20 protein-coding genes and 2 pseudogenes are annotated in these 23,224 nt (G+C 71.8%); 17 read left to right on the top strand and 5 right to left on the bottom strand.

What is annotated here, in order from left to right; all coding sequences use genetic code 11:
- Nucleotides 1-99: 99 nt before the first annotated feature.
- Nucleotides 100-561: a hypothetical protein gene (locus tag ACWD3C_RS43995; RefSeq protein ID WP_451153638.1), complete on the bottom strand. Its 462-nt coding sequence runs from the start codon at nt 559-561 to the stop codon at nt 100-102.
- A gap of 65 nt (nt 562-626) precedes the next feature.
- On the opposite strand from ACWD3C_RS43995, the gene ACWD3C_RS43990 reads away from it, so the two are divergent.
- A complete protein-coding gene (locus ACWD3C_RS43990; RefSeq protein WP_451153636.1) occupies nt 627-1,136 on the top strand; it encodes a GbsR/MarR family transcriptional regulator in 510 nt (169 codons plus the stop codon).
- A gap of 20 nt (nt 1,137-1,156) precedes the next feature.
- Here ACWD3C_RS43990 and ACWD3C_RS43985 read toward each other — a convergent pair whose 3' ends face one another.
- From ACWD3C_RS43985 to ACWD3C_RS43975, 3 genes are all read right to left on the bottom strand, one after another.
- On the bottom strand, nt 1,157-2,545 hold the full coding sequence (locus ACWD3C_RS43985) for a TfuA-like protein (protein ID WP_451153634.1): 1,389 nt from the start codon (nt 2,543-2,545) through the stop codon (nt 1,157-1,159).
- A complete protein-coding gene (locus ACWD3C_RS43980; RefSeq protein ID WP_451153632.1) occupies nt 2,542-3,726 on the bottom strand; it encodes a YcaO-like family protein in 1,185 nt (394 codons plus the stop codon). Before ACWD3C_RS43980 ends, ACWD3C_RS43985 begins: the two co-directional genes overlap by 4 nt.
- A gap of 314 nt (nt 3,727-4,040) precedes the next feature.
- Nucleotides 4,041-5,207 carry a DedA family protein gene (locus ACWD3C_RS43975; RefSeq protein ID WP_451153630.1) on the bottom strand — a complete coding sequence of 389 codons (1,167 nt, stop codon included), beginning with the start codon at nt 5,205-5,207 and terminating at the stop codon, nt 4,041-4,043.
- A 70-nt stretch (nt 5,208-5,277) separates the two neighbouring features.
- Between ACWD3C_RS43975 and ACWD3C_RS43970 the strand changes: the two are divergent.
- The 5 genes and pseudogenes from ACWD3C_RS43970 to ACWD3C_RS43950 form a co-directional block, all read left to right on the top strand.
- Nucleotides 5,278-5,490, top strand: a pseudogene (locus ACWD3C_RS43970) (alpha/beta hydrolase); the annotation flags it as partial.
- 37 nt (nt 5,491-5,527) lie between these two features.
- A complete protein-coding gene (locus ACWD3C_RS43965; protein ID WP_451153628.1) occupies nt 5,528-5,959 on the top strand; it encodes a DUF6069 family protein in 432 nt (143 codons plus the stop codon).
- Between the two features lie 224 nt (nt 5,960-6,183).
- Complete coding sequence (locus ACWD3C_RS43960) at nt 6,184-6,720, top strand: YcaO-like family protein (protein WP_451153642.1); 537 nt, start codon at nt 6,184-6,186, stop codon at nt 6,718-6,720.
- Nucleotides 6,666-7,550 carry a YcaO-like family protein gene (locus ACWD3C_RS43955; protein ID WP_451153640.1) on the top strand — a complete coding sequence of 295 codons (885 nt, stop codon included), beginning with the start codon at nt 6,666-6,668 and terminating at the stop codon, nt 7,548-7,550. The genes ACWD3C_RS43960 and ACWD3C_RS43955 overlap by 55 nt, the downstream gene beginning before the upstream one ends.
- Nucleotides 7,551-7,940: 390 nt before the next feature.
- Nucleotides 7,941-8,087, top strand: a complete 147-nt coding sequence (locus ACWD3C_RS43950) for a hypothetical protein (RefSeq protein WP_451153626.1) — start codon at nt 7,941-7,943, stop codon at nt 8,085-8,087.
- Between the two features lie 87 nt (nt 8,088-8,174).
- Here the strand turns inward: ACWD3C_RS43950 and ACWD3C_RS43945 are convergent.
- Nucleotides 8,175-8,493, bottom strand: a pseudogene (locus tag ACWD3C_RS43945) (IS5/IS1182 family transposase); the annotation flags it as partial.
- A gap of 210 nt (nt 8,494-8,703) precedes the next feature.
- On the opposite strand from ACWD3C_RS43945, the gene ACWD3C_RS43940 reads away from it, so the two are divergent.
- The 11 genes from ACWD3C_RS43940 (at nt 8,704) to ACWD3C_RS43890 (ending at nt 23,180) form a co-directional block, all read left to right on the top strand.
- Nucleotides 8,704-10,665: an HAD-IIIC family phosphatase gene (locus ACWD3C_RS43940; RefSeq protein ID WP_451153624.1), complete on the top strand. Its 1,962-nt coding sequence runs from the start codon at nt 8,704-8,706 to the stop codon at nt 10,663-10,665.
- A gap of 10 nt (nt 10,666-10,675) precedes the next feature.
- Complete coding sequence (locus tag ACWD3C_RS43935; RefSeq protein WP_451153622.1) at nt 10,676-11,008, top strand: DUF6059 family protein; 333 nt, start codon at nt 10,676-10,678, stop codon at nt 11,006-11,008.
- 118 nt (nt 11,009-11,126) lie between these two features.
- Nucleotides 11,127-12,932: a fatty acyl-AMP ligase gene (locus ACWD3C_RS43930; RefSeq protein WP_451153620.1), complete on the top strand. Its 1,806-nt coding sequence runs from the start codon at nt 11,127-11,129 to the stop codon at nt 12,930-12,932.
- Between the two features lie 3 nt (nt 12,933-12,935).
- On the top strand, nt 12,936-14,837 hold the full coding sequence (locus ACWD3C_RS43925; RefSeq protein ID WP_451153618.1) for an acyl-CoA dehydrogenase family protein: 1,902 nt from the start codon (nt 12,936-12,938) through the stop codon (nt 14,835-14,837).
- The gene (locus ACWD3C_RS43920) at nt 14,831-16,630 is read left to right on the top strand and encodes an acyl-CoA dehydrogenase family protein (RefSeq protein WP_451153616.1); all 1,800 of its coding nucleotides are present in this window, start codon (nt 14,831-14,833) and stop codon (nt 16,628-16,630) included. The genes ACWD3C_RS43925 and ACWD3C_RS43920 overlap by 7 nt, the downstream gene beginning before the upstream one ends.
- Before the next feature lie 46 nt (nt 16,631-16,676).
- Entirely contained in the window at nt 16,677-16,985 is a 309-nt protein-coding gene (locus tag ACWD3C_RS43915) for an acyl carrier protein (protein WP_451153614.1), read from the top strand.
- Nucleotides 16,982-20,029: a type I polyketide synthase gene (locus ACWD3C_RS43910; RefSeq protein WP_451153612.1), complete on the top strand. Its 3,048-nt coding sequence runs from the start codon at nt 16,982-16,984 to the stop codon at nt 20,027-20,029. Before ACWD3C_RS43915 ends, ACWD3C_RS43910 begins: the two co-directional genes overlap by 4 nt.
- A 139-nt stretch (nt 20,030-20,168) precedes the next feature.
- The gene (locus ACWD3C_RS43905; RefSeq protein WP_451153610.1) at nt 20,169-21,227 is read left to right on the top strand and encodes a 3-oxoacyl-ACP synthase III family protein; all 1,059 of its coding nucleotides are present in this window, start codon (nt 20,169-20,171) and stop codon (nt 21,225-21,227) included.
- 36 nt (nt 21,228-21,263) lie between these two features.
- Nucleotides 21,264-21,491 (top strand): acyl carrier protein, encoded by a 228-nt coding sequence (locus tag ACWD3C_RS43900; RefSeq protein WP_451153608.1) that lies wholly within the window; start codon nt 21,264-21,266, stop codon nt 21,489-21,491.
- Entirely contained in the window at nt 21,488-22,354 is an 867-nt protein-coding gene (locus ACWD3C_RS43895) for a 2-oxo acid dehydrogenase subunit E2 (RefSeq protein WP_451153606.1), read from the top strand. The genes ACWD3C_RS43900 and ACWD3C_RS43895 overlap by 4 nt, the downstream gene beginning before the upstream one ends.
- Nucleotides 22,287-23,180 carry a 4'-phosphopantetheinyl transferase family protein gene (locus ACWD3C_RS43890; RefSeq protein ID WP_451153604.1) on the top strand — a complete coding sequence of 298 codons (894 nt, stop codon included), beginning with the start codon at nt 22,287-22,289 and terminating at the stop codon, nt 23,178-23,180. The genes ACWD3C_RS43895 and ACWD3C_RS43890 overlap by 68 nt, the downstream gene beginning before the upstream one ends.
- Nucleotides 23,181-23,224 lie beyond the last annotated feature (44 nt).

The following is a 23,224-nucleotide window of genomic DNA, read 5'->3' as shown; positions in this document are numbered from 1 at the left end:
CCGCCCCCCGCGCCCCCCCTATTGGGGGGGGGGGGGGGGGCGCGCCCCTCCCCCGCCGGGGCCCGCCCCCCCCCCCCCCCCGCGCCGAGGTGCTGTTCGTCAGGCGGACACCCGCACCGGCTTCGTCGTCGCGGGCTCCGCCAGACCGTGGTTCGTCATGCGCAGGGCCCGGTGGTTGAGGGTCATGAAGGGCTGGATCAGGCCGTCGACGAAGACCAGGAAGCACAGAGTGCCGACGCCGACGGGGCCTCCGAGGAGGTACCCGAGCCCGAGCAGCACGGCCTCGATGCCGACCTTCGCCGCCCAGAACGGCCATCCCCAGCGTTGGGTCATGGAGATCACGATCAGGTCCATCGCGCGGATGCCGATGCCGCTCATGATGATCAGGGATGAGCCGTAGGCGCACAGGACGACCGCCACCGCGAGGGACGGGACGCTCGCGATCCACGAGAGGTCGGCCAGGAGCAGCAGGTCGATCAGGCTGCCGCAGAGGAAGAACGTGATGAACGCTGCCAGAACGGGGCGGCGCCTGTTCCACAGGGACCAGACCGCGATGCACACCGCAATGGGGAGGGGAACACCTCGGCCGATCGGCCGGTACTTGATGTTCGGTGTATCCTGAACAAATGGAACGGAGCGTACAGGGCAGGCCGACTGCCACCGAGGAAGAACTCGCCTTCGTCGAGGAGGCCGCGATCAGCCTTGAGCGGCAAGGGCTGTTCCGTATGGCCGGAAGGGTGCTCGCCTGGCTGCTGATCTGCGACCCGGCGGAGCAGACGGCCGGTGATCTGGTCGAGGTGCTCCAGGCCAGCAAGGGGTCCGTCAGTGCCGCGACCCGCTTCCTGGTCCCCAGCGGCATGGTGGAGAGGATCTCGCGGCCGGGTGAGCGACGGGACTACTACCGCATCAAGGAAGGCGTCTGGCCCGCCTTGGCCAAGAGCCAGGCCGAGCACTACCAGTCGTTCGTCGACATCACGGAGCAGGGCCTGCGCATCCTGGAAGGAGCCCCGGAGCGGCGCAAGGAGCGACTGCAGACCATGCACGACTTCTACGCGTGGCTCGCCAGGGAGATGCCACTGCTGTGGAAGAGGTGGGAGGAGGAGCAGGGTGGTCGCGGTGTGCGCCGTGACGCCTGAGGCGAGGTGCCGGCGATACGTCAGCCGGCCGTGGCCCGGCGCCGCCCCCGAACCCGGTGCAGCAGCACGAACCGCCTGGCGGCGTCCTCGGCCTCGGTGAGGGAAACGAACCCCCGGTCACGGGCCACGGCCTCCAGCGAGGCCGGTTCCGCGGCCTGCCAGCGCTCCATCAGGTGTTCGCGGACCACGGAGTCCGGCAGATGACGATGACGGGGTGTGCGGCCCGCTTCGGTGCGTGCCATCCGCTCGTTGAGCCGGTCCGCCGCGGCCACGGCGTCCGCGCTCGACTCCCAGGCCGCGTCCGTGTCACGCAGGCCGGCGGGAACGCCGTGGAACGGGGCCGCCCCGGGCGCACTCCGGAACGAGCGCACCAGAACCTTCAGCAGACGGCGCTCCACGCTGCTTTCGCGCCGCTCCCCGGGCGTCAGCCAGTACGCCCACGCCCCCGGTGACAGCCCTGCCGCAGTGATCCCGCGCTCACCGGCCGCCCGCAGCGCGGCGTGGACCAGGCCGTGGTCCTCCGAGACCGTACGGTCCTGACGGTCCTCGGCGATCCGGGTCAGCGCGAACCGGCGGTAGCGGGTGGGGAAGTCCGGGGCGTACAGCTGCTGGAAACGCAGGACGTCGAGGTCGGAGACGGAGGACGCGTGCCTGCCGCGTACCGCGGGGTGGAAGGTACCGCGCCACCGCTCCAGGTACATCGTGCGCGGCACCAGCCAAGCCGGGACGAGGGAGGAGGCCGCATCGTGGTCCCGGGGCGCCGAGCTGCGGGACAGGGCCAGCAGCGCGTCGCGGCGCCCGAGGCCGGACAGTTCCGGGTGGCGCTCCGCGAACTCCCGTACGGCCTCGGCCGCCCGGCCCGACTCCCGGCGGAGCCGGCGCGTGGCACGCACGATCGCCGGCCAGGTCCGCTCCGTGTAGTGCAGGCCGCGGGCCGCGTCCAGCAGTACGTCACCGTCGGGTCCGGTGAGCACGTCCTCGGACACCGCGTTCGAGACCGTCCACCGCACATCGACCAGCGGAACGGTCACCCGGTGGCGGTCACCGGACGGCAGCAGCTGACCGACCGCGATCTCGTCATCGGCGCTGAGCCTGCCCTGCGCGTACATGTCGAATACCAGCCCCACGCCCTCCATGCCGTACCGCCACAGTTCCGCGGCCCGCAGGGCCCCCATGCCGGCGGCGCCGATGACGCGCGCACCCCGCGCCAGCACATCGATGATCTCCTTGTGCCGGACCGGAGCGGCCCGGTGGAACGCCCCGTCGATGATCACGAGGGTGTCGCCCCCACCGGCGTCCAGGGCGAGCAGGTCGCCGTGCCGAACCGGCCGGTGCACCACGGCGTGGGGGACGGCGGTCAGCACGTCCTCGGCGGGGAGAGTGGGCCCGACGAACACATGGGTGGTCACGACGGCTCCCCGGGGGTGGGGGAGGGCGACGGCACGCCGAAGGGCCGGGCCATCTCGTGCCGGCCATCCAACTCCAGCCCCGCGGCGACGACCTTGACCACGCTGAGGTCACTCTCGGTACTGAGGTCGACGACGACGGGCGGGCAGCCGGTCACCTTGCGCACCTCGTCCGCGAGCCAGCGCGTCTCGTCCGTGTCCTCGGCGAACTCGCGGACCGGACCGCCGACTTCCGCCCACGGGACGATCTCCCCTTCGGCCACGGGCGGACGGCCGACGGCAGGCGGCCCGCCGGCGAAGGGCACGGCGGCCAGATCGTCGCGGCTGCCCGCGATCGCGGTGAGCCTGCTCTCCGCCGACGCCGTCAGGGCGCGGCTGAGCGCCACAGCCGGAGAACCGTGCACCCCGGAGCCGACGGCCGGCGCCGGGAAGTCCTCCGACCAGACGCAGGTCACGAAGCACGGCAGGCCCCACCGGTTGGGCACCTCCACGATCCCGGTCCAGGCGCCCGCGTCGGCGATCCGCCCGAGCACCGCCGCGCACACCGGATCGTCGACGCTCGACGGATCCACATACCGCCGCTCGCGGACGGGAACCGCCCCGATCGTCGCCGTACAGTCCCGCTCGATCACCTCGTACAACGCGTGCGTCACCGCCTCGTCGTAACTGTTGCCGCCGGCCAGGCCGTCGGCCGAGCCGTGCAGCAGCGGCGGCTGCCACGATCCGGAGACCTGGTGGTCGACTCCGACGTACGTACGGGGCACCGGAGTCCGCGCACCGCTCAGGGCGTCGACGCCGACGACCCAGTCGAGCGGGGTGCGCTCACTCAGCAGGCTGCCGTGACGCTGCCGCAGATCCGTTACGTCGTACGGCAGGTCCAGCTCACACGCGGCCGTGCGTTTCACCTCGGGGGCCGGGCAGGCGTACTCGGCGTGCCACAGCTCCACGCACTTCATGACCGCGGAGATGCGTGCCGACAGCAGGGACGTGCCCTTGCCCGGCGAAACCGTGAGGGTCCTGGCCGCCGGGCGCACCGCCATCACCACCGGCACACCCAGGATGTCCAGCCCGGTGACATCGGCGACCCGCGTGACCCCGAACGCGTCCCGCAGACCGTCGACGACCGCCCAGGTCTCCTCCAGGCGTCGGACGCGGTGCGTGCCGTCGAAATGGACCTTCTTCACGCGCTCCCCCTCCTCTTCCTTCTTCTTCTCCTTCTCCGGTGCCTGGCATCAGCATCGACGCCGGAACGGAAACGGTCGGCCAGGCGTCGGGCAGCAGGGGGACAGCTCTGCGGAAAGTCTTTGTCAGCGCTTCGTCAGCGCCGTACCAGGAGCGCGTAAGGGAATCCGCAACAGCGGTTCAGCGGAAGGGGCTTGCCGTGCCCTTGGCGCAGGGGAGGCTTGCCGTGAGCACGCGCGGCCTGGGTGGGCACCGCCGAGATGGACGGCAACTGGGATGAGCGGTGCGACCAGGTGCGGGAGAGGCGCGGAGCCGGTCAGGACGCGACGACGGTACGCGTGTATGGCTGCGTACATGGCTGGTGGCCGCCGCGCCGCACATCGCGCCGCGGCATGCGCGGTGCTGCCGCCGACGGTGCTGCCGCCGACGGTGCTGACGTCGGCGATGCTGATCCTGCACTGACCAGGGCGAGGGCCGTAGCGGACTGAGCCCCGCCCGGGCCGTGCTGTGGTCGGGCCTCGGGGCATCGCTTCTGGTCGTGCCGGTCCCGGCCCGGGTGAGCGCGGGTGACGGGTGGATCGCCTCCCACGGGGTCCTGCGCCGTCAACGGGTTTGCACGGACCGGCTGGTGACGGGGGAATGGGCCGAGGGTGTCTCCCCGCGGCCGCTTCCGCGCGACATCGACATCGACGGCAGCCGACGCGGGGCGGAACCGGCGGTGCCGGCATCCGACCCGCTGCTCCGGCACCTCTTGGAGGAGGGGGCGCACCGCTCGCGGGGGAACGGCAGGCCGCGGAGCGGGGACGCCGGCCCCAGGCAGCTCGCCCAGCGCTTCGGCGGCGACGCGGCACGGGGTGTCGTCCGGGCGTCCGGGCCGCGGTGACAGGCTCGGCCGCCCGGTGGCCGCAGAGCGCTGCCGGACCGCACGGGCCAGGCAGGTACTGATGGTGACAGCGGCGGCCGTAGAGACGGCGAAGCCGACCCAACGAGCCTCGAACCAGAGGCCGTTGAGCGCTCCGAGTCCGACGAGGTAGCAGGCCCACACGAGGCTGCCCACCGCCGACCAGCTCAGATAACGTGCCCGCACCGCGGGCGTGGAGCCGAGTGCCATGCCGAGGACGGTTCGTCCGGCGGGCACGAAGCGTGCGGCCACCGTCATACGCCCGAGCTGTCCGTCCAGGGTGTTCTGCAGCCACCGCGTGGTCGAGGCCACCCCCGCGTGCCGGGCGAGCAGCGCGTCGGCCCGGCCGGAACCGCTGCCGACCAGCGCGACCAGGGCCAGGTCGCCGAGGAACGAGGCCACCGCCACCGCGAGCACCAGCGCCAAGGGGGCCATGCCGTGATCCAGGGCGAGCAGCGAAGCGGCGATCACCAGACTGCCGCTGGGCAGGAACGGCAGGAGCGCGTCACCGAGCACCGCGGCAAGGGCGACGACGGTGACGAGCTCGGGCTCCAGGTAGAGTGCGCCTACTTCGATCTGCATGGATCGATCGTATCGAACGTTCAGATATTTGTGAACATTGAAAACTGGACGCAGTGCCCGGCTGTACCGTCAGCCGGTCGTCCTCATCCACGGCTTCCCGCGCGACGGCCACTCCTGGGAGCGGCAGAGTGCCGTGCTGCTCGACGCGGGCTACCGCGTGATCACCGACCTGAACACCGTGATGGAGATCCTCGACCTGCGGGACGCTGTCCTGGTCGGATTCTCGATGGGCACTGGTGAGGTCGCCCGGTACGTGTCCACCTACGGCTCCGCCCAGGCCGCCAGCGGTGAAGTCCCGTCCCCATTGAAGGAGTTACGTCATGACGTCTCACACCACGGCCGCCCCCTCCGAGGCCGCATCGAGGGTGAAGCCCCGGGCGATCGCGGTCGGCGCCGCGACTGTCGCCGCCGTACTCGTCTGGGCCCTGGGCAAGGCTTTCGGGGCCGACTACGAGGTCGCCCAGGGCGACGGCAAGGACCCGATGGAGGTCAACGTGGGCCTCGTCGCCGTGTTCGCGCTGATCTCCGCGCTGCTCGGCTGGGGCCTGCTGGCCGCGCTGGAGAAGTTCGCGCCCGCCAAGGCCGCCACGATCTGGGTCGTCGTCGCCACGGTCGTCCTGCTCGCCTCGTATGCGATGGTCTTCTCCGCCGACACCACCGGCGGCTCCAAGGCCGCGCTGGCGCTCGTCCACACCACGGTGGGCGTCGTGCTCATCCCGCTGCTGTGGCGTGGTGCCCGCCGGGACGCCTGACCCGTCGCCGGCGCGGGCCGGTATGCCGCGGACCGGTGCCGATCGTCCCCCGACGTGCGCCGGCTCTTTCCTGGAGGAGTGGTGAATCCCCCGTCGCCGCCTCCAACCCAGTCCGCCGTCCCCCGGGTTCCCCGGGCGGACGGCGGACTTCGTCGTGTCCGCGGCCGACCCGATGGCCGCGCCTGATGGTCACAGCTCATCACCGTCCGGCAGCCGGCCGGGGCATGCTCAACCGCCCCGTGCCGGGGCCGGACGGCCCTTACGAGGGCATCGTTACCCGCATCCGCTCCTTCAGGGGACTGCGCGGCACTCCGCTCTCCCTGCACCTGGCGGTCGCCGACCCGGCGGACCTGACGGCGGAGGTTCCTTGGCAGTCCGACCGTCAGGCGTTCGGCATGTCGTGGACCGACGCAGACCAGGCCCGCGCGGCCGCATGGGGTGAGGCCGTTGAGCGGTTCAGCGGCACCGTGTCGCCGGCCGCCGACCCGGTGCGGTACGGCAGCCACACCCAGCTCACCCGGGAGGGAGTGCGCGCGCTCGCACCGGAGCGCCTCACCCTGTACTCGTCCCGGCAGTATGCGGACGGCGTTCACTCCTTCCGGCCGTTCCTGCCGACCTCGCCGGTTCACTGGAGGCCTGTGCGGTCCCTCACCCATCAGGCGGAGATCCATTGTCGGCGTTCCTGGTGCACACGGCCTGGCCGCGCGTGCCGAAGGGACAGCCGGAGCAGTTGTACGCCTTCCCCGCCGTGGTCGGGATAGCCGCCGGAACGAGTCTGGAACAGGCTCTTCTGGCCGGCTTGGAGGAGGTCGTCGAACGGGACGCCGCCGCCGTGTGGTGCGCCAACTCGGCGTCCTTGCCCCGGTTGCCACTCACCTCCCGCGTCCGTGCCCTGCTCGGTCCGGTGCTCGACGTGTACGAGGTGACGCTGACGCACATCGACAACGAGTTCGGCATCCCGGTCCTAGCCGCCTGTGTCCGTACCCGCGCCGAAGGGTGGCTCGCTATCGGCTTCGCGGCGCGTGCCGATCCCGAGGAGGCCGCGCTGAAGGCCCTGGCGGAGGCGTTCGGTCTCCAGCTGACCTGCCGTGCCCTCGACGATCCGGCGGCCGTGGCCCGCATCGCCCAGGGATTCACCGACCGGCGCGACCCGCTGAAGGCGTGGCGGCAGGACCGGGCCTGTCTGGACGAGTACCGCGCAGACGGACGGGACACCGCCGAGCTCCTGTGCCACCAGCAGCTGTATCTCGACCGCCGGGCCGGCGACCGCGCCATGGAGTGGATCGGCCGCGGCCCCCGGGGTTCATGGACACAGGTGCCCCGGGTACCGGGCGGTACGTTCGAGACGCTGCGCGCGGGGGGCGAGGCGGCGGGCCACGAGGTGCTGTACGCGGACCTGACCACACGGCAGGCCAGGACTGCGGGAATGCGCGTCGTTCGCGTCATCGTGCCGGGGTTGATCGGCACGGCACCGGCCTGCTGTCCGTACTTCGGCGGCCGCCGCATACAGGACCAAGGCGTCACCCTTGGCTGGCGGCGGACGCCGCTCGCGGTGGAGCGGTTGAACACCTTTCCCATGCCGCACTCCTGACCGCCGGCGATGGTCGCTTCCGGTGCGCGGGCACAGGAGCGTGGCCGCGTCGGGGCACACCGTAAGCCTGTTCCTCGATCTATCTGACCAGCCAACTTGACTGAGCGTGATGGGGCGCTTGCAACGGTTGACCCCCACCGACTCGAACCTGCGGGTCGCCAAAGTGCGTGGAAAGCCGCATCTACCTGCGGTGATGTCGGGTGGACATGAAGAGTCCAGGAAGGGGCATCGGAAGGCGAGATAGCCAGCTTGGCCTGCGGAAATGCAGAGTGCAGCGAAGCGCCCCCGGCAGGAGCCGCAATCAAGGGCTGGTCGTGACGCACCCCCTGTGAAATGCGGAGATTCGCTCATCATGACGATGTCCGTACATCTTCCGAAGACGCGCGTCGGGTGACGTGGCGATCGTGCTTCTCCGAACTGGTCGCGCTGCGCACGCCGGATGCCATGGAGTCGGGCACCCTGATCCTGCTCAGCGGCACGGTGCAGACCGCGCTGGTGATGGCGTGGTGCCGAGGGTGCCCGTGTACGTCCGCGTAGTCGGAGGTGAGCGTCGCCGCCGGCTCGGTCGGTTGGCGGAAGGCCGCGGCATCCGACTGGGCGTTGGGGCTCTGGCCCGAGGCACTCACCGACCTTTCGGTCACGGACCGGGATGAGGGTGCCGTCCGCGATCCACAACCGTGCGACCGCCTCCTGCGAGCCGCATTGGTTCCAGCGCGAGCAGCGGGCCAAGCCGCTGGATCCCCCGGCAGACCGTGGCCGGGAGGCACCGGACAGGGGAGGCACCGGACAACGGCGCGAACTGCCGCATCGTGAGATTCGCCCTGCAGTACACGGCCATTCCGGCAGCACCCACTCGGCCGGCGGCAGACACCACGGACACCCCCGCCCGCAGCCCCGTGAACGCCGCCACCCACACCCGCTCGGCCCTCAACGTCCCAGCCACACACGGGACATGGCTTGCTCGCATCCTTCTGCAACACGCTTTGGGGTTTGCCCCGCTCACTCAAGGGCGCCTTAAGACGGACTCGGCAGGCTCCGTCCGGCCACCGTTAGCGGTGGTGGGCCCGCGCCCGGGACGGGGTGCGGGCCGCATCGGCGTCGCGGACCTCCCGCGAAACGCCGAGCGACGCGCGATTCAGTGAATGGAGACACCATGGCCACGGTTGTGAGCACCACCGTGGGCGAGCGGACCGGACCGCTGGACCGGCTGCGCGCCCTCCATGCCGAAGGACGCCTTGCCGACGCGTACGACGAGGTGCCCGGTCTGCTTTCCGAACTGGCTGCGGCGGGGGCCCCCGCCGGGCCGCCGGCGCCGGACCTGGCGCGTGCCGGGCAACTGCTTTCCCGACTGGACCGGGAGGAGGTGCTGCGCGAGCACCCCGGCACCGAGACGATCACCGTCGCGGTCACCGGCCATTCCACCCTGAACGGGCTCACGGCCCCGCTGACCGCCGAACTCGCCCGTCACGGCATGCTGTTGAAGCTGCACGAGGGTGACTATGACTCGTGGCGCCGCGATCTCCACAACACCGGCAGCGACGTGTACGCCTCCGGCGCCGATCTGGCGCTGTGCGTGCTGGACGCCGAGATCGTCTTCGCGGAACTCCCACACCCCTGGCGGGTGGAGGACGTACAGCGCGCCACCGCCGGGAAGCTGAACCTGATCAGCTCGCTCGTGGAGCGCTATGTCGCGCGCGGCAGCGGCACCCTGGTGCTCAACACCGTGCCCCTGCTGCGCAGCCAACTGCGACGCCTGGTCGACGCCCGGTCCAGGGCCCGGCTCGGGGTGATCTGGCGGGAGTTCAACGCGGGGCTGCTGAGGCTGGCCGCCGTGCACGAGCGCGTCCACGTCGTGGACCTCGATCCGCTGGTCGCGTCCAGCGGCCCGGTCAACGAGCCGCGGCTCGCCACCTACGCCAAGGTGCAGTTCGGCGAGGAACTCCTGGCCGGCTACGCCCGCGAGGTCGGCCACCTGGCCCGGGCCCTGCGCGGGCGCACCAAGAAGGTGCTGGTGGTCGACCTGGACAACACCCTGTGGGACGGCATCCTCGGCGACGACGGCCCGGACGGCATCGCCGCCGCCAGCACCTACCGGGGGGAGTCGTTCGGCCGGTTCCAGAAGGCCGTCGCCCAGATCGGCGCCCAGGGCGTGCTACTCGCGGTGTGCAGCAAGAACGACATCGAGCCGGTCCGCGACGTGCTGCGCGAGCACCCCGACATGGCCCTGCGGGAGGCCGACTTCGTCCAGGTCACCGCCAACTGGGAGCCCAAGGACCGGAACCTGCTGGAGATCGCTCAGCGGCTCAATCTCGGTGTGGACAGCTTCGTCTTCGCCGACGACTCGCCGTTCGAGTGCGGTCTGGTGTCCCGCAGTCTGCCCGGCGTCGCCGTGGTCCGGCTCGACGAGGAACCCGCCCTGCACATCGAACGGCTGCTCGCCGACGGCTGGTTCGACGTGCGGGAGCTGACGTCCGAGGACCGTGCCCGGGCGACGCAGTACCGCACCGAGGTGGCCCGCCAGGACCTCCTGGAGAGCGCCGGTTCCCTGGAGGAGTACCTCGCGGACCTGGGTGTCGAGATCACCCTCTCGCCCGTACGCGACCACGAGATCGCTCGGGTCTCGCAGGTGACGCTGCGTACCAACCAGTTCAATCTTACGACCGAGCGTCTCCAGCAGGCCGATGTGCGGGCCCTGCACGACTCCTCCGACGGGCTGGTGCTGGCGATCCGCTCCGCGGACCGGTTCGGGGACAACGGACTGGTGGGAGCGGTCCTGATGAGCGGCGTCGACGCGGACGGCGGGGCGGACGGCGGCTGGCACATCGACAACATGCTGCTGAGCTGCCGGGTGTTCGCCCGCGGTATCGAGCAGGCATGCCTGGCCGCCGTGCTGCGCGAGGCCCGGGACCGCGCCGCGGGCGCCGTGTACGCCCGCTACCGCCCGACGGCCAAGAACCACCGGGTGCGCGGCCTGTACCCGTCCGTGGGCTTCGCCGAGACGGGCGAGGACGCGGACGGCACCGTGTCGTTCCGGCACGACCTGACCGAGGAGCAGCTTCCCACGCCGCCGGCGCACGTCCGTCTCACGGCGGACTTCGGCCGGCGTCCGTGCTGAGGCGGGCGGCGTGGCGGCGCTGCCCGGCATGTGGTGGTGGACCGTGCGCCGGGCGGCGCGGAGGGCATGGCGGAGTGTCGTCACGTTCTTCGTGGACGGCTTCGGTGCGCTCGCCGTCATCTTCGGCATGGTTCCGCCGGCATCCGTCGAGCAGTCGAAGCGGTGGTGGCTCGGCGACGCGGATCCCAAGGCCCCGGGCGGTGTGCTCCCGCTCGACGAACCGCCGTCCGCCCATCCGGAGCGACTGGACGCCGGTGTGCCGCTCTCCCCGCGTGAACGGGAGCTGTGGGCACAACTGGAGGGGCACGGTCGGCTGGAGGACGGCCCCGGCAGACGAGAGTGACGTCGGCCGCAAGAGGGGCTTTAGAGGCGGACCCGACGATCGGCACGACGGAGCCGACAGGCAGACGGTTCAGCCGGTTTCAACGCGATACGAGGCTTTCGAGGCGAGGGGAAAGACGGTGGCGGAATTCGGTTCATTCACGGAGCTCCTGCTGACGCGGTCGGACGAACGGGGCGACGCGGACGCGTTCGTGTTCCTCGCGGACGGAGTACGGGGCAAGGAGCCCGAGCGGCTGCCGTACCGGGAGCTGGACCGCGCGGCCAAGGACATCGCGTCCTGGCTGCAGGAACGGGGCCTGGCGGGGCATCAGGTCCTGCTGCTCTACCCGTCGGGTCTGGACTTCGTCAAGGCGTTCGTGGGCTGCCTCTACGCGGGGGCCGTCGCGGTGCCCGCTCCGCTGCCCTCCGAGCAGGGCCAGCACTTCCGACGGGTGTCCGGGATCGTCCGCGACGCCCGGGTCGGTGCCGTACTGACCCTCGCCGAGCACGCCCCGGAGGTGGAGGCGTGGCTGGCGGCCGAGGGCTTCTCCGACGTGGTCTGCCTGCCCACCGACCAGGGGCCGGTCGGTGACACGGCTGCCTGGCGCGACCCGCGGCTGGGCGCGGAGCACCTGGCCTTCCTGCAGTACACCTCGGGCTCCACCAGCGCGCCCAAGGGCGTGATGATCTCGCACGGCGACCTGCTCGCCAACGAGGCGGCCATCGCCCGCTCCACCGGCAACACCCCCGACACGATGATCGGCGGCTGGCTGCCCTTCTACCACGACATGGGGCTGATCGGGCACATACTCCAGCCGCTGTGGCTTGGCACCACGAGCGTGCTGATCCCCCCGGTGTCGTTCCTGCGCAAGCCCGCCCGCTGGCTGGAACTGGTCAGCGAATACGGCGTGAACGCCAGCGGCGGCCCCAACTTCGCGTACGACCTGTGCGTCCGCCGGGTCACCGACGCGCAACTGGAGGGCCTGGACCTGTCGTCGTGGCGGACCGCCTGCAACGGCGCCGAACCGGTCAGGGCCGAGACCCTGAAGGCGTTCACCGAGCGGTTCGGGCCGTACGGGTTCCGGCCCGAGACCATGTTCCCCTGCTACGGCATGGCCGAGACCACCCTGCTGGTGACCGGTACTCCCAAGACCCGCAGCGCGCTGCTGCGCGAGGTGGACGCGGCCGGACTGGAGCAGGGCACCTTGGAGGGCCCGTACCTGGGCGCTCCGCGACGGACCCTGGTCAGCAGCGGTGTCGCGCTGGCCGAGGACTTCGAGGTGCGGATCGTCGACCCCGAGACCCACGTTGAGCGGCCCGAGGGTCGGGTCGGGGAGATCTGGGTGCGCGGCGCCAGCGTGGCCTCCGGCTACTGGGAGCGGCCTGAGGTGAACGCGGAGATCTTCGGCGCCCGGATCGCGGGCCAGGAGGAGCTGGGCACCTGGCTGCGCACCGGCGACATGGGCGTCCTGGGCGGCGGGGAGCTCTTCGTGACCGGCCGTCTGAAGGAGATGGTCCTGATCAACGGCCGCAACATCTATCCGTACGATGTGGAGAGCGCGGTACGCGCCCTGGACCCCGCGATCGGTGCCGGAGCCGTCTTCGCCGTCGACAACGGCGGCCAGGAGCACCTGGTGGTGATCCACGAGATCCGGGCCGCCGCGGCGGGCGCGGATCTGAAGAGCACCGCCACCGGCATCCAGCGGCACATCGGCATGGAGTTCGCCGTGCCGGCCGGCAACGTGCTGCTGGTCCGCCCCGGCACCGTGCGCAGGACCACCAGCGGCAAGATCCAGCGGACCCTGATGCGCAAGCTGTTCCTTCAGGGAGCGGTCACCGCGCTGCACGCCGTGCTGGACCCGTCGGTGCACACGCTCATCGGAGGGGACGCGCACGACGCACAGGGTACGCGGGCCGCCGACCCGGCCATGGCTCCGGTGGGCTGAGCCATGGACCACCCTCCCTACCGCGTCGCGCAGGAGCTGGAGTCGCTGCTCGGCGATCCCGAGGACCCCGGCACGGTCTTCTCCCACGCCCGCAGCCTGGAACTCGACGAGAACGAGGAGTTCCCGGCCGACATCTGCCGGGTGCTGGCCGGCTGGGGCCTCCAGGAGTTCTACATCCCGGCCGAGTACGGCGGCAGGCTCACCGACTACGAGACCGTCATGCAGGTCATGCGGGTGGTGGCCCGCCGGGATCTGACCGTCGCCGTCGGGCACGGCAAGACCTACCTCGGCGGGGTGTGCGTGTGGATCTCCGGCACCGCCGAACAGGCCCGGAGCCTCGCCGCGGACATCCGGGCCGGGGTGCCGGTCTCACTGGCCCTCACCGAACGCGCCCACGGCAGCGACCTGCTCGCCGGGGACGTACGGGGCGAGGCCGACGGCGCGGGCGGCTGGCGCGTCAGCGGCGAGAAGTGGCTCATCAACAACGCCACCCGGGGCAGCCTGCTCTCCGTGCTCACCCGCACTACCGAGGACGGCGGCCCGCGTGGCTTCACCGTGCTGCTGGTCGACAAACGGCGGCTGGCCCCGGGCACCGAATACCGCTGCCTGGACAAGATCCGTACCCATGGCATCCGGGGCGCCGACATCAGCGGCATCGCCCTCGACAACGCCCCGGTGCCCGCGGGCGCGGCGATCGGCGGCGAGGGCGCCGGCATCGAGACCGTGCTCAAGGCCCTCCAGCTCACCCGCACCATGTGCGCCTCGCTGTCGCTGGGCGCGGCCGATCACGCGCTGAGCATCGCCCTGGACTTCGCCGAGCGGCGCGAGATGTTCGGACGGCGTCTGGTCGACCTGCCGCAGGCGCGGCACGTGCTCGCCTCGGCGGCGGCCGACGTGCTGGCCGGGGAGGCGCTGGCCACGGTCGCCGCCCGCTCCGTGCACACCGTCCCCGACGAGCTGAGCGTGGTCGCCGCGGTCACCAAGTACCTGGTGCCCACCGGGACCGAAGGCGTGATCGGCGAGCTGACCCGGCTGCTCGGGGCGCGGGCCTTCCTGAAGGACGTCCACGCCCGGGGGATGTTTCAGAAGGTCGACCGTGACCACCGCATCGTCGGCCTCTTCGACGGCAACACCCTGGTCAACCTCAACTCCCTGGTCAACCAGTTCCGTTCGCTGTCCCGCGGCTGGCTGCGGGGCAGCGGCGACACGGCCGGCGCCGCCCGGGCCTTCGGCCTGACCACACCGCTGCCCCCACTGGACCCGGCGCGGCTGTCCCTGGTGGCCCGGCGGGGCAGCGGCATCATGGCCACGCTGCCGGTGTCGGTGGCGGCGCTGCGCGCCGAGGCCGCACAGCGGCCGGAACTCAAGGGCGCGTTGGGCGCGGCGGAGCGGCTGCTCGCGGTGACCGGCCGGGTCCACGAGGCGATGGACGCCCACCGCACCGTTGTCTCCGACGTCCCGCCCGCCGCCTTCGACGTGGCCCGACAGTACAGCCTGTGCCTGGCCGGCGCCGCCTGCCTCGGCCTGTGGGCGCACAACCACCGGGCGGCGGACGCGGGGCGCACCGGAGCGCTGTGGCGCGACGGGGTGTGGCTGTGGCCCGTCCTCGACCGGCTGCTGGTGCGGCTGGGCGAGCCGGACGCGGGGGACCCCGACACCTACCCTCGGCTGCTGGAGTGGCTGCGGGCCGCACGGGACGCGGGCGAGCTGTTCTCGCTGTTCCCGTTCTCTCTGCACGGGGCCGCCGACCGGCACACCGAGGCACCCGGCACGTCCGGCGGTGCCGTCGTGCCCTCCCACGTATCCGACGGCGGTGACGGTTCGCCGGACGCCGTACCGCACGCACACACCGACACCCGGGCCGCCGTCGGCGGCACCCGGACATACGAAGGGACGTCATGCTGAGTGATCCCGCGGTCCAGGGGCTGCACGGCGAGTCAGTCCCGGCCGGAACCGCACCCACCACCGACCCGGCCGCGCACCAGGCGCGGGAGAGCGCGATCCAGGCCAGGGTCGCCGAACTGGAGAGCGGTTTCGGGGATCCCCAAGACCCCGCCAATCCGCTCGGCGCCGCCGGGCTGCTGGCCGCCGACGAGGCCGGAGAGCTGCCCGCCGCCGGTGAGCGGCTCCTCGACGACCTGGTCCTCAACGCCGAGTTCGTGCCCACCGCCCACGGCGGGCGGCTGGACCGGATCGACACGCTCGTCCGCGTGATGCGACAGGTGTTCCGGCGCGACGTGGCGCTCGGCCTCGGCTACGGCATCACGTCCTTCATGGCCGCCGCCAACGTGTGGACGGCCGGCAGCGAGGAGCAGCGCCGCCGTGTGGCGGAGCTGCTGCTGGGGGGATCCAAGATCTCCGTCGCCTACCACGAGCTGCCGCACGGCAACGACTTCGTGCGCAACGAGTTCCGGGCCGACCCCGTGCCCGGCGGCTTCCGGCTGAACGGCCGCAAGGAGGTCATCAACAACGCGGACCGGGCCGACGCCTTCGCCCTGTTCAGCCGTACCGACGACAGTCCGGGCAGCCGCAGTCACTCGGTGCTGCTGGTCGAACGGGACCAGCTCGACGCGGAGCGCTTCGCGGTCCTGCCCCGCTACACCGCGGTCGGAGTGCGCGGTTGCAGGCTGTCCGGACTGGACTTCACCGACTGCCCGGTGCCCGACAGCACCCTGCTCGGAGCCCGGGGCCAGGGCGTGGAACTGGCGCTGCGCTCCTTCCAGATCACCCGCAGCGCGGTGCCCAGCATGGCCGTCGGCGCCCTCGACACGAGCCTGCGCACGGTGGTGCGGTTCGCCCTCGGGCGTCAGCTGTACCGGCGTTCGGTGATGGAGATACCGCACGCCTCGGACACCCTCAGCGGTGCCTTCCTCGACCTGCTCATCTGCGACAGCATGGCGACGGTCGGCACCCGGGCGGTGCATCTGCTGCCCGACGAGACCAGCGTGTACGCGGCGGCGGTGAAGTACCTGGTGCCCAAGATGCTCACCGACGTCACCTACGACCTGTCGATCGTGCTCGGGGCGCGGTTCTACGTGCGTGAGGGAGAGTTCGGCCTCTTCCAGAAGCACGTCCGCGACCTGCCGGTGCTGAGCCTCGGCCACGCGGGCTCGGCGGCCTGCCAGGCCACCATCATTCCGCAGCTGTCCCGGCTGGCCCGGCGCGCCTGGTTCTCGGGGGACGAGGCCCCGCAGAGTCTGTTCCGCCCGCGGGAGGGGCTGCCCGGCATCCCCTTCGAGCGACTCGCCCTGGCCAGCGGCCGGGACAGTCTGAGCGCCTCGCTCGTCGCCATCGCCGACGATCTGCCCAGCGGCTCCCCCGAGGAACTCGCGGTGCAGGCACTCGTCATGCGGATGCTGGACCAGCTGCGCCAGCTCCAGGAGGACAGCCTGAGCCTTTCCCCGCAGGACCGCACCGCCCTCGCCAGCCCCGCCAGCTTCGCGCTCGCCGACCGCTACGCGGTGTTCCTCGCGGCGGCGTCCGTCCTGGGCGTCTGGCACGGGGCACAAGGCGGTGACGATCCCTTCCTGGCCGACCCGGCCTGGGTGGCCGCCGCACTGCACAGGCTGGCGCGCCGGCTCGGGCAGCGCCCGGCCGACCTGCCGCCCGGGTGCGAGGGCCGGGTGCACGAGGAAGTGCTCCGGCGCTTCCACGAACGCCGAAGCTACGACCTCTACGACACTCCGCTGGCGGGCTGACCGCCGGCCGACCGGACCTGACGCGCCTTCACCGAGGAGTTTCCCCATGCCTGTTCCCGCGACCGACCGCACCGCGAACAACGAGCACACCGCATACACCGTCGAGTCGCTGAGCAGCTGGCTCGCCGACCGGATCGCCCTGTACCTCAAGCGGACGCCGTCCGAGATCTCGCCCACCGTGCCGCTGGCCGAGTACGGACTGGACTCGGTGGCCGCGCTGAGTCTGTGCGGCGACATCGAGGAGGACTTCGACCTCGTCCTCGAACCCACCGTGGCCTGGGACTACCCGACCATCGAGGCACTGGCCGAGCACCTCGTGGAGGAGCTGCGGGAGATGGAGGGTGAGAATCGATGAGACCTGTCGCCATCGTCGGCATCGACTGCCGGTTCCCGGGGGCGCCCGACACCTCCGCCTACTGGGACATGCTGATGCGCTCCGGCGACGGGGTGGAGAAGGTGCCCCGGGAACGCTGGGACGCCCGCGACTTCCACTCGCGCACCGGTGCGGAAGGACACTCCAACACCACCGAGGGCGGCTTCATCTCCGACCCGGACGCCTTCGACAACGAGTTCTTCACCGTCTCCCCGCGCGAGGCGGCCGCGATGGACCCGCAGCAGCGGCTGCTGCTCCAGTGCGCCTGGCGTGCCGTCGAGGACGCCGGGATCGCCCCGCACCGGCTGGCCGGCACCGACACCGGGGTCTTCGTGGGCATCATGGGCAACGAGTGGGCGCACCTGCACATGACCAACTACGCCGAGGTCACCGCCCAGCTCGGTTCCGGCAACGGCTACTGCATGACCGCCAACCGGATCTCGTACCACCTCGACCTCAAGGGACCCAGCCTGGCGGTGGACACCGCCTGCTCCTCCTCCCTCGTCGCCGTCCACCTGGCCTGCAACGCCCTGCTGGCGGGGGAGTGCGACACCGCCATCGCCGCGGGCGTCAACGTGGCGCTCACCCCGGCGCTCGGCATCTTCTACACCCAGGCCGGGCTGTCCGCCCCCGACGGCCGGTGCAAGCCCTTCAGCGCCAACGCCGATGGCATCGGCCGGGGCGAGGGAGTCGGCGCGGTGGTGCTGCGCCGGCTGGAGGACGCGATCGCCGACAGCCAGCCGGTGTACGCGGTGATCCGCGGCACCGCCGTCAACCAGGACGGCCGCAGCAACGGCATCACCGCCCCCAACCGCTGGTCGCAGCAGGAAGTGCTGGCCGCCGCCTACCGCCGGGCCGGCGTCGAGCCGTCCGACGTCACCTTCACCGAGGCCCACGGCACCGGCACCGTCCTGGGCGACATGATCGAGGTCAAGGCCCTCGGCCACGTGCACTCCGGTCGTGCCGGGCGCCCGCTGGCCCTCGGCTCGGTCAAGGGCAACATCGGGCACACCGAAGGGGCGGCGGGCATCGCGGGGCTCATCAAGGTCGCCCTGTCGCTGCATCACAAGGCGGTCCCCGCCAGCCGGTTCGCGGCCAAGGAGAATCCCGCCCTGAAACTGGCCAAGCAGGGGATACGACTCCTCAAGGCCCCGCTGCGCCTGCGCTCCGGGCCGACGATCGGAGGCCTGAGCAGCTTCGGGATGGGCGGGACCAACGCCCACGCCGTCCTGGAGTCCGCGCCGCCGTACGCCGCACGTCCCGAGGCGGGGCAGCCGGAATCCGGGCGCACCGGTCAGGCCACCGGCTCCACGGGGCTGGGCGTCGGAGTCTTCACGCTGACCGCCCCCTCGACAGACGCGCTCCGCCGCAACCTGCTGGTTCAGGCCGACGCCATGGAGCGGCGCAGGTTGCCGGCCGGACCGCTGTGCTGGAGCAGCAACCGGACCAAGACGGGACACCGCTACCGCTTCGCGCTGCCCGCCCGGGACACCGGCGAACTGGCCACGGCACTGCGCGAGGCCGCCGCCGCCGACGACCTGCCGGCCCGGCTCGTCGGCAACCCCACGGGGAAGCCGCAGGTGGCGCTGCTGTTCACCGGCCAGGGTTCGCAGTACCCGGCGATGACCGCGCGTCTGTACCTTCAGTCGCCGCTGTACCGGCGGTTCCTCAACGAGGCCGACGAGGCGCTCGCTCCGCACATCGGCGGCTCGGTGCGCGATCTGCTGCTCTCCGGCGACGAGGCCGTGCACCGCACAGGCCGGACCCAGCCGGCCCTGTTCGCCGTCGAGTACGCCCTGGCGGCGAGCCTGACCGAACTCGGGGTGCCGCCCGGGCTGCTGCTCGGCCACAGTGTCGGTGAGTACGCCGCGGCCGTGCTGGCCGAGGTCTTCCCGCTGGAGCAGGCCGCCCGGCTGATCGCCGCCCGGGGTGCCCTGATGGAGCAGCTGCCCGAGGGCGGAGGAATGCTCGCCGTACGGGCGCCGCTCACGGAGCTGACCGAACTCGTGGACGCGGAACCCCTGGTCGGGGTGGGCGCGGTCAACGGCCCCCGGGCCACCGTGCTCTCCGGAGACCTGGCGGCGCTGGAGCGGATCGACGACGAGCTCGTCCGGCGCGGCGTCAGGACCCGGCGCCTGGAGGTCTCGCACGCCTTCCACTCCCCGCTGATGGAACCGATGCTGGACCGGTTCGCCGCGCTCGCGGACGAGACCGGCGGCGGAATCCCCAAGCTCCCGGTGTACTCCACCGTGCGCGGGCGGCTCCTGGAGGCCGAGCCGATGGACGGCAAGTACTGGACCGAGCACATCAGCGCCCCCGTGCTGTTCGGCGACGCGATGGCCCGGCTGATGGAGGAGGGCCCCACCCACCTGGTGGAGGCCGGCCCCCGTCCGGTGCTCACCGGCATGGCGCGTGCCCTGCGCTCCGCAGCCGGGGTGCACGCCGTGGCCCCTGTGCCGGGTGAGGAGGCCGACGGCCGCGCGTTCGCCGAGGCCCTGGCCGAACTCTTCCGCAGCGGACTGGACCCCCGGTGGGACGCCGTCTACCCGCGGGAGGAGCGGTTGCCGCAGCGGCTCGCCTCCTACGCTTTCTCCGACGCCCACCGGTTCTGGAGCCGCACTCCCGTACGGGCCGCTCCCGTGGCGGACCTCGGCGTCGTACCCGACCGGACGGACACCGTGCCGTCGCACCCGCGGGAGCAGCCGTCCACGAACGGACACGGCGCCGTCCTCACCGCCGTCCTGCCCTCCGCCGCGGAGGATCCGTCGGCGGACCCGGTGGTCCGTGCCGTGACCGAGGCCGTCGCGGAGGTGGGCGGATACGCCACGAGCGAGGTGTCGCGGCTCTCCCTGCTCTATGAGGACCTCGGCTTCGACTCGGTGATGGTCATGGAGCTGAAGGACCGGCTCCAGGAACGGCTGAACGGCCTGGAGACGATGAGCGTGCAGGACCTGCTCCCCCGGCTGTCCTCGGTCGGTGACCTTGCCGACTACCTCCAGGACCGGGCCGTCTCGGCTGTGGCGTAGGCGCCCCGCCGACTGTGCGGTGGGAAGCCGCGGGCCGTACGTGGCCGGTCCCGCCCACGCGGCGGAGTCGCACGATGCCACGGCCTCGCGCCCCTCGAGGGCGTTTCACCGTACCGGACTTCAAGGAAGGACCACTCGCATGCAGTCAGAACACCAGCCTCAGCAAGCCTCTTCGCGTCCCGGGCCGGTCTCCTGCCTCGCCGCGGTCGGTACCGCGCTGCCCGGCGACCCGGTCGACAACGCGACGCTGGCCAGGACACTCGGTGTCAACGAAGAGTGGATCGATGTCTTCATCGGCACCCGGACCCGGCACTTCGCCCGAGACCTGGAGACCGGCGAGGTGCGCTGGTCGCTCGCCGACCTGTGCGCCCGGGCGGCCGAGCAGGCCCTCACCGCGTCCGGTCTCTCCCCGCACGAGATCGACTTCGTGGTCATGGGCACCGCGACCCCGGACCATCTCATGCCCGCCACCGTCAACCACGTCGTCGACCAGCTCGGCCTGGACCAGATCCCCACCTACCAGCTCCAGTCCGGCTGCGCCGGCGCCGTACAGGCCCTGCAACTGGGCCACACCCTGGTCACCGGCGGGGGACACCAGGCAGGTCTGGTGATCGGGGGCGACGTCTGCAGCAAGCACCTCGACCTGGACCGGGACCTGTCCGCGGCGGCCCCCAGCGACATCGTCAACTACGTGCTCTTCGGCGACGGAGCGGGTGCCGCCGTGGTCACCTCGGTGCCGCGCGGACAGCGCCTGGCCCTGCGGGGCGTGCTGAACCGGTTCACCGGTCTGGGCCGGGAGCCCGGCCAGGTCATCGACTGGTTCGGGCTTGCCGACCGGCACGAGGACCGGCAGGCGGTACGGGAGGACTACAAGGCCATCGAGGAGTCCGTCCCGGTCATGGCCGTGGAGATCCTGTGGGAACTGCTGGAGGACCTCGACTGGTCCCCCGAGCAGGTGGACTTCCTGCTGCCGCCGCAGCTGTCCGGCCGTATGACGCGGCGGATCACGGAGGAACTCGGCTTGCCCGACGCCGTCGAGGTGTCCTGTGTTGCGGACACCGGGAACAACGGCAACGCCCTGCCCTTCCTCCAACTGGAGGCACTGCTGGGGAAGATCGGCCAGGGGCAGCGAGCGCTGGCGGTCGCCGTCGAGTCCAGCAAGTGGATCAAGTCCGGGTTCGCGCTCGAAAAGATCTGACCGTCCGCACACACCCGCCCGGGAGGGCTGTACAGAATGCACACCATCGAGGATTTCGTCCGCCTCGTCAGGGACGAGCTCGGCATGCCGCTGGAGGAGTACCAGGTCTCCGCTGATCTGGACCAACTGCCCGAATGGGACTCGCTGTACCTGCTGAAACTGGTCACCGCCCTGGAACAGGCCACCGGTCGCTCGCTGCCCGTGGGCAGGCTGCTGGAGGCGCGCAGTCTCGATGAGATCTACCAGCTGGCGGCCCGGACATGACCGGGTTCCGGGCCGGCGGGACCTCGTCGGCGCCCGCGCGGGTGCACCCCGAGCGCCGGCGCCGGCACACCCTGTACTTCCTGGAACACGCCGCCCGGCAGCGGCCCGTCCACCTTGACACCGACATCGACATGACCCGGATCGAGGCCTGCCGGAGGGCCGCACGGGCCGCCGGCCGGCACTACTCGGTCGTCACCTATCTCCTGCACGCCACCGGCCGGGTGCTGCACCGCCATCCGGAGGCCAACGCGGTACTGGCCCCGGGGCGGCTGTTCGGGCTGCGCGGACCCCGGACCCTGCGGTTCGCGGAGGTCACCGCCAAACTGGCGTTGGACCGCACCGTGGACGGGGAACGGACCGTGCTCTCCGCGCTGCTGCCCGCCCTCGAGAGCGCGGGTCTGGACGAGATCCAGCGGCGCGTCGACCGCTACCGAGGACCCGCCACCGAGCGGCTGGCCGAGTTCCGCGGTGTCCGGCTGCTCGGCCGGCTGCCGGTGCCGCTCGGGCGGTTGGCCTTTGCCGCCGCACTGCGCGACCCGGCCAGACGGCCGGGAGTTTTCGGCACGGTGGCGGTCAGCTCGCTGGGCCATCGCCCGGTCGACGGTTTCCACTCCAGCGGGGGTACCGCCATCACCCTGTGCGCGGGTCGCGTCGTCGACCGGCCGGTCGTCAGGGACGGTCGGCTCGCGGTCGCCCCCGTGATGCGGCTCGGACTCACCTTCGACCACCGGGTCATTGACGGCGCCGCCGCCGCCGACGTACTCGGTGATCTCAAGCACGAATTGGAGGGCTTCGATGACGGTGCGGAGGAGGACGGCACCCAGCCCCTTGTTCGGGGAGCCGGTGCGGATCTCCGGCCGTGACGGAGCCTGGGACCAGGTGCGCGCGGACCTGGAGGAGCACGAGGTCGCGGTGGCGCACGCCCGGCTCGCCGACTGGCGGCCGGACCGGGCGGGCGGCCCGCGGCTGCGTGCCCTGCTGGGCCGGGACTGGGAACGGTACCTGGAGATGACGCACCCGGACGTGCGGACGCGGTTCGCCGCCTCCCGGGTGCTGCTGAAGTTCGCTGCCGCGGTGGCGCTGCGGGTGCCCCCGCAGGCCGTCGAACTCGGGTACGGCCCCACCGGCCGCCCCTATCTGCGCGGCTACGACGCGGTGGACATCAGCCTCAGCCACACCGACGACCTGCTGCTCATCGGGCTCACCACCAAAGGGCTGATCGGGGTGGACGCCGAGCGTGCGGACCGCCCGCTCTACACGCGCGGGCTGCACCGGCACGTCTGTACGCCGCACGAACTGACCATCCTGGAGCGGCTCCCGGCGCAGCGGCGGGGCGCCGCACTGGTGCGCATGTGGACGCTCAAGGAGGCCTACAGCAAGGCGATCGGGCAGGGGCTGCGGTTCCGCTTCACCGACTTCGGCTTCAGCGGAGACGGTCTGCCCGCCAGGGTCCTGGCTCCGGACGGGGCACCCGGCACCGGCGTCGAATGGCAGTTCCGCACCTTCTCGGTGGACGGCGGCTATGTCGTCAGTGTCGCGGTGAGCGACGCGGGCTTCGGCGGTACGCGGGACACGGCTGCGCACACCATGCTCGACCCGCGTGTGGTCGAGGCCGTGGCCGAGGCACTGGGCGACGACGCGGAGTCCGAGGACCGGGCCGGGGGAGGGGACGGACTCCTGGACTGGTGAGCGTACGGCGGCGCGCTGGTGCGAAGAGGACACCTCTTCGCACC

Source organism: Streptomyces sp. NPDC002845 (assembly GCF_053591955.1).
This window is presented reverse-complemented; position numbering and strand designations above follow the sequence as displayed.

Coding starts and splice junctions, on each gene's coding strand:
- ACWD3C_RS43960 (WP_451153642.1), top strand. CDS start 6,184: ATGCTCAACCGCCCCGTGCCGGGGCCGGACGGCCCTTACGAGGGCATC.
- ACWD3C_RS43965 (WP_451153628.1), top strand. CDS start 5,528: ATGACGTCTCACACCACGGCCGCCCCCTCCGAGGCCGCATCGAGGGTG.
- ACWD3C_RS43940 (WP_451153624.1), top strand. CDS start 8,704: ATGGCCACGGTTGTGAGCACCACCGTGGGCGAGCGGACCGGACCGCTG.
- ACWD3C_RS43895 (WP_451153606.1), top strand. CDS start 21,488: ATGACCGGGTTCCGGGCCGGCGGGACCTCGTCGGCGCCCGCGCGGGTG.
- ACWD3C_RS43990 (WP_451153636.1), top strand. CDS start 627: ATGGAACGGAGCGTACAGGGCAGGCCGACTGCCACCGAGGAAGAACTC.
- ACWD3C_RS43925 (WP_451153618.1), top strand. CDS start 12,936: ATGGACCACCCTCCCTACCGCGTCGCGCAGGAGCTGGAGTCGCTGCTC.
- ACWD3C_RS43900 (WP_451153608.1), top strand. CDS start 21,264: ATGCACACCATCGAGGATTTCGTCCGCCTCGTCAGGGACGAGCTCGGC.
- ACWD3C_RS43915 (WP_451153614.1), top strand. CDS start 16,677: ATGCCTGTTCCCGCGACCGACCGCACCGCGAACAACGAGCACACCGCA.
- ACWD3C_RS43920 (WP_451153616.1), top strand. CDS start 14,831: ATGCTGAGTGATCCCGCGGTCCAGGGGCTGCACGGCGAGTCAGTCCCG.
- ACWD3C_RS43890 (WP_451153604.1), top strand. CDS start 22,287: ATGACGGTGCGGAGGAGGACGGCACCCAGCCCCTTGTTCGGGGAGCCG.
- ACWD3C_RS43975 (WP_451153630.1), bottom strand. CDS start 5,207: ATGCAGATCGAAGTAGGCGCACTCTACCTGGAGCCCGAGCTCGTCACC.
- ACWD3C_RS43905 (WP_451153610.1), top strand. CDS start 20,169: ATGCAGTCAGAACACCAGCCTCAGCAAGCCTCTTCGCGTCCCGGGCCG.
- ACWD3C_RS43910 (WP_451153612.1), top strand. CDS start 16,982: ATGAGACCTGTCGCCATCGTCGGCATCGACTGCCGGTTCCCGGGGGCG.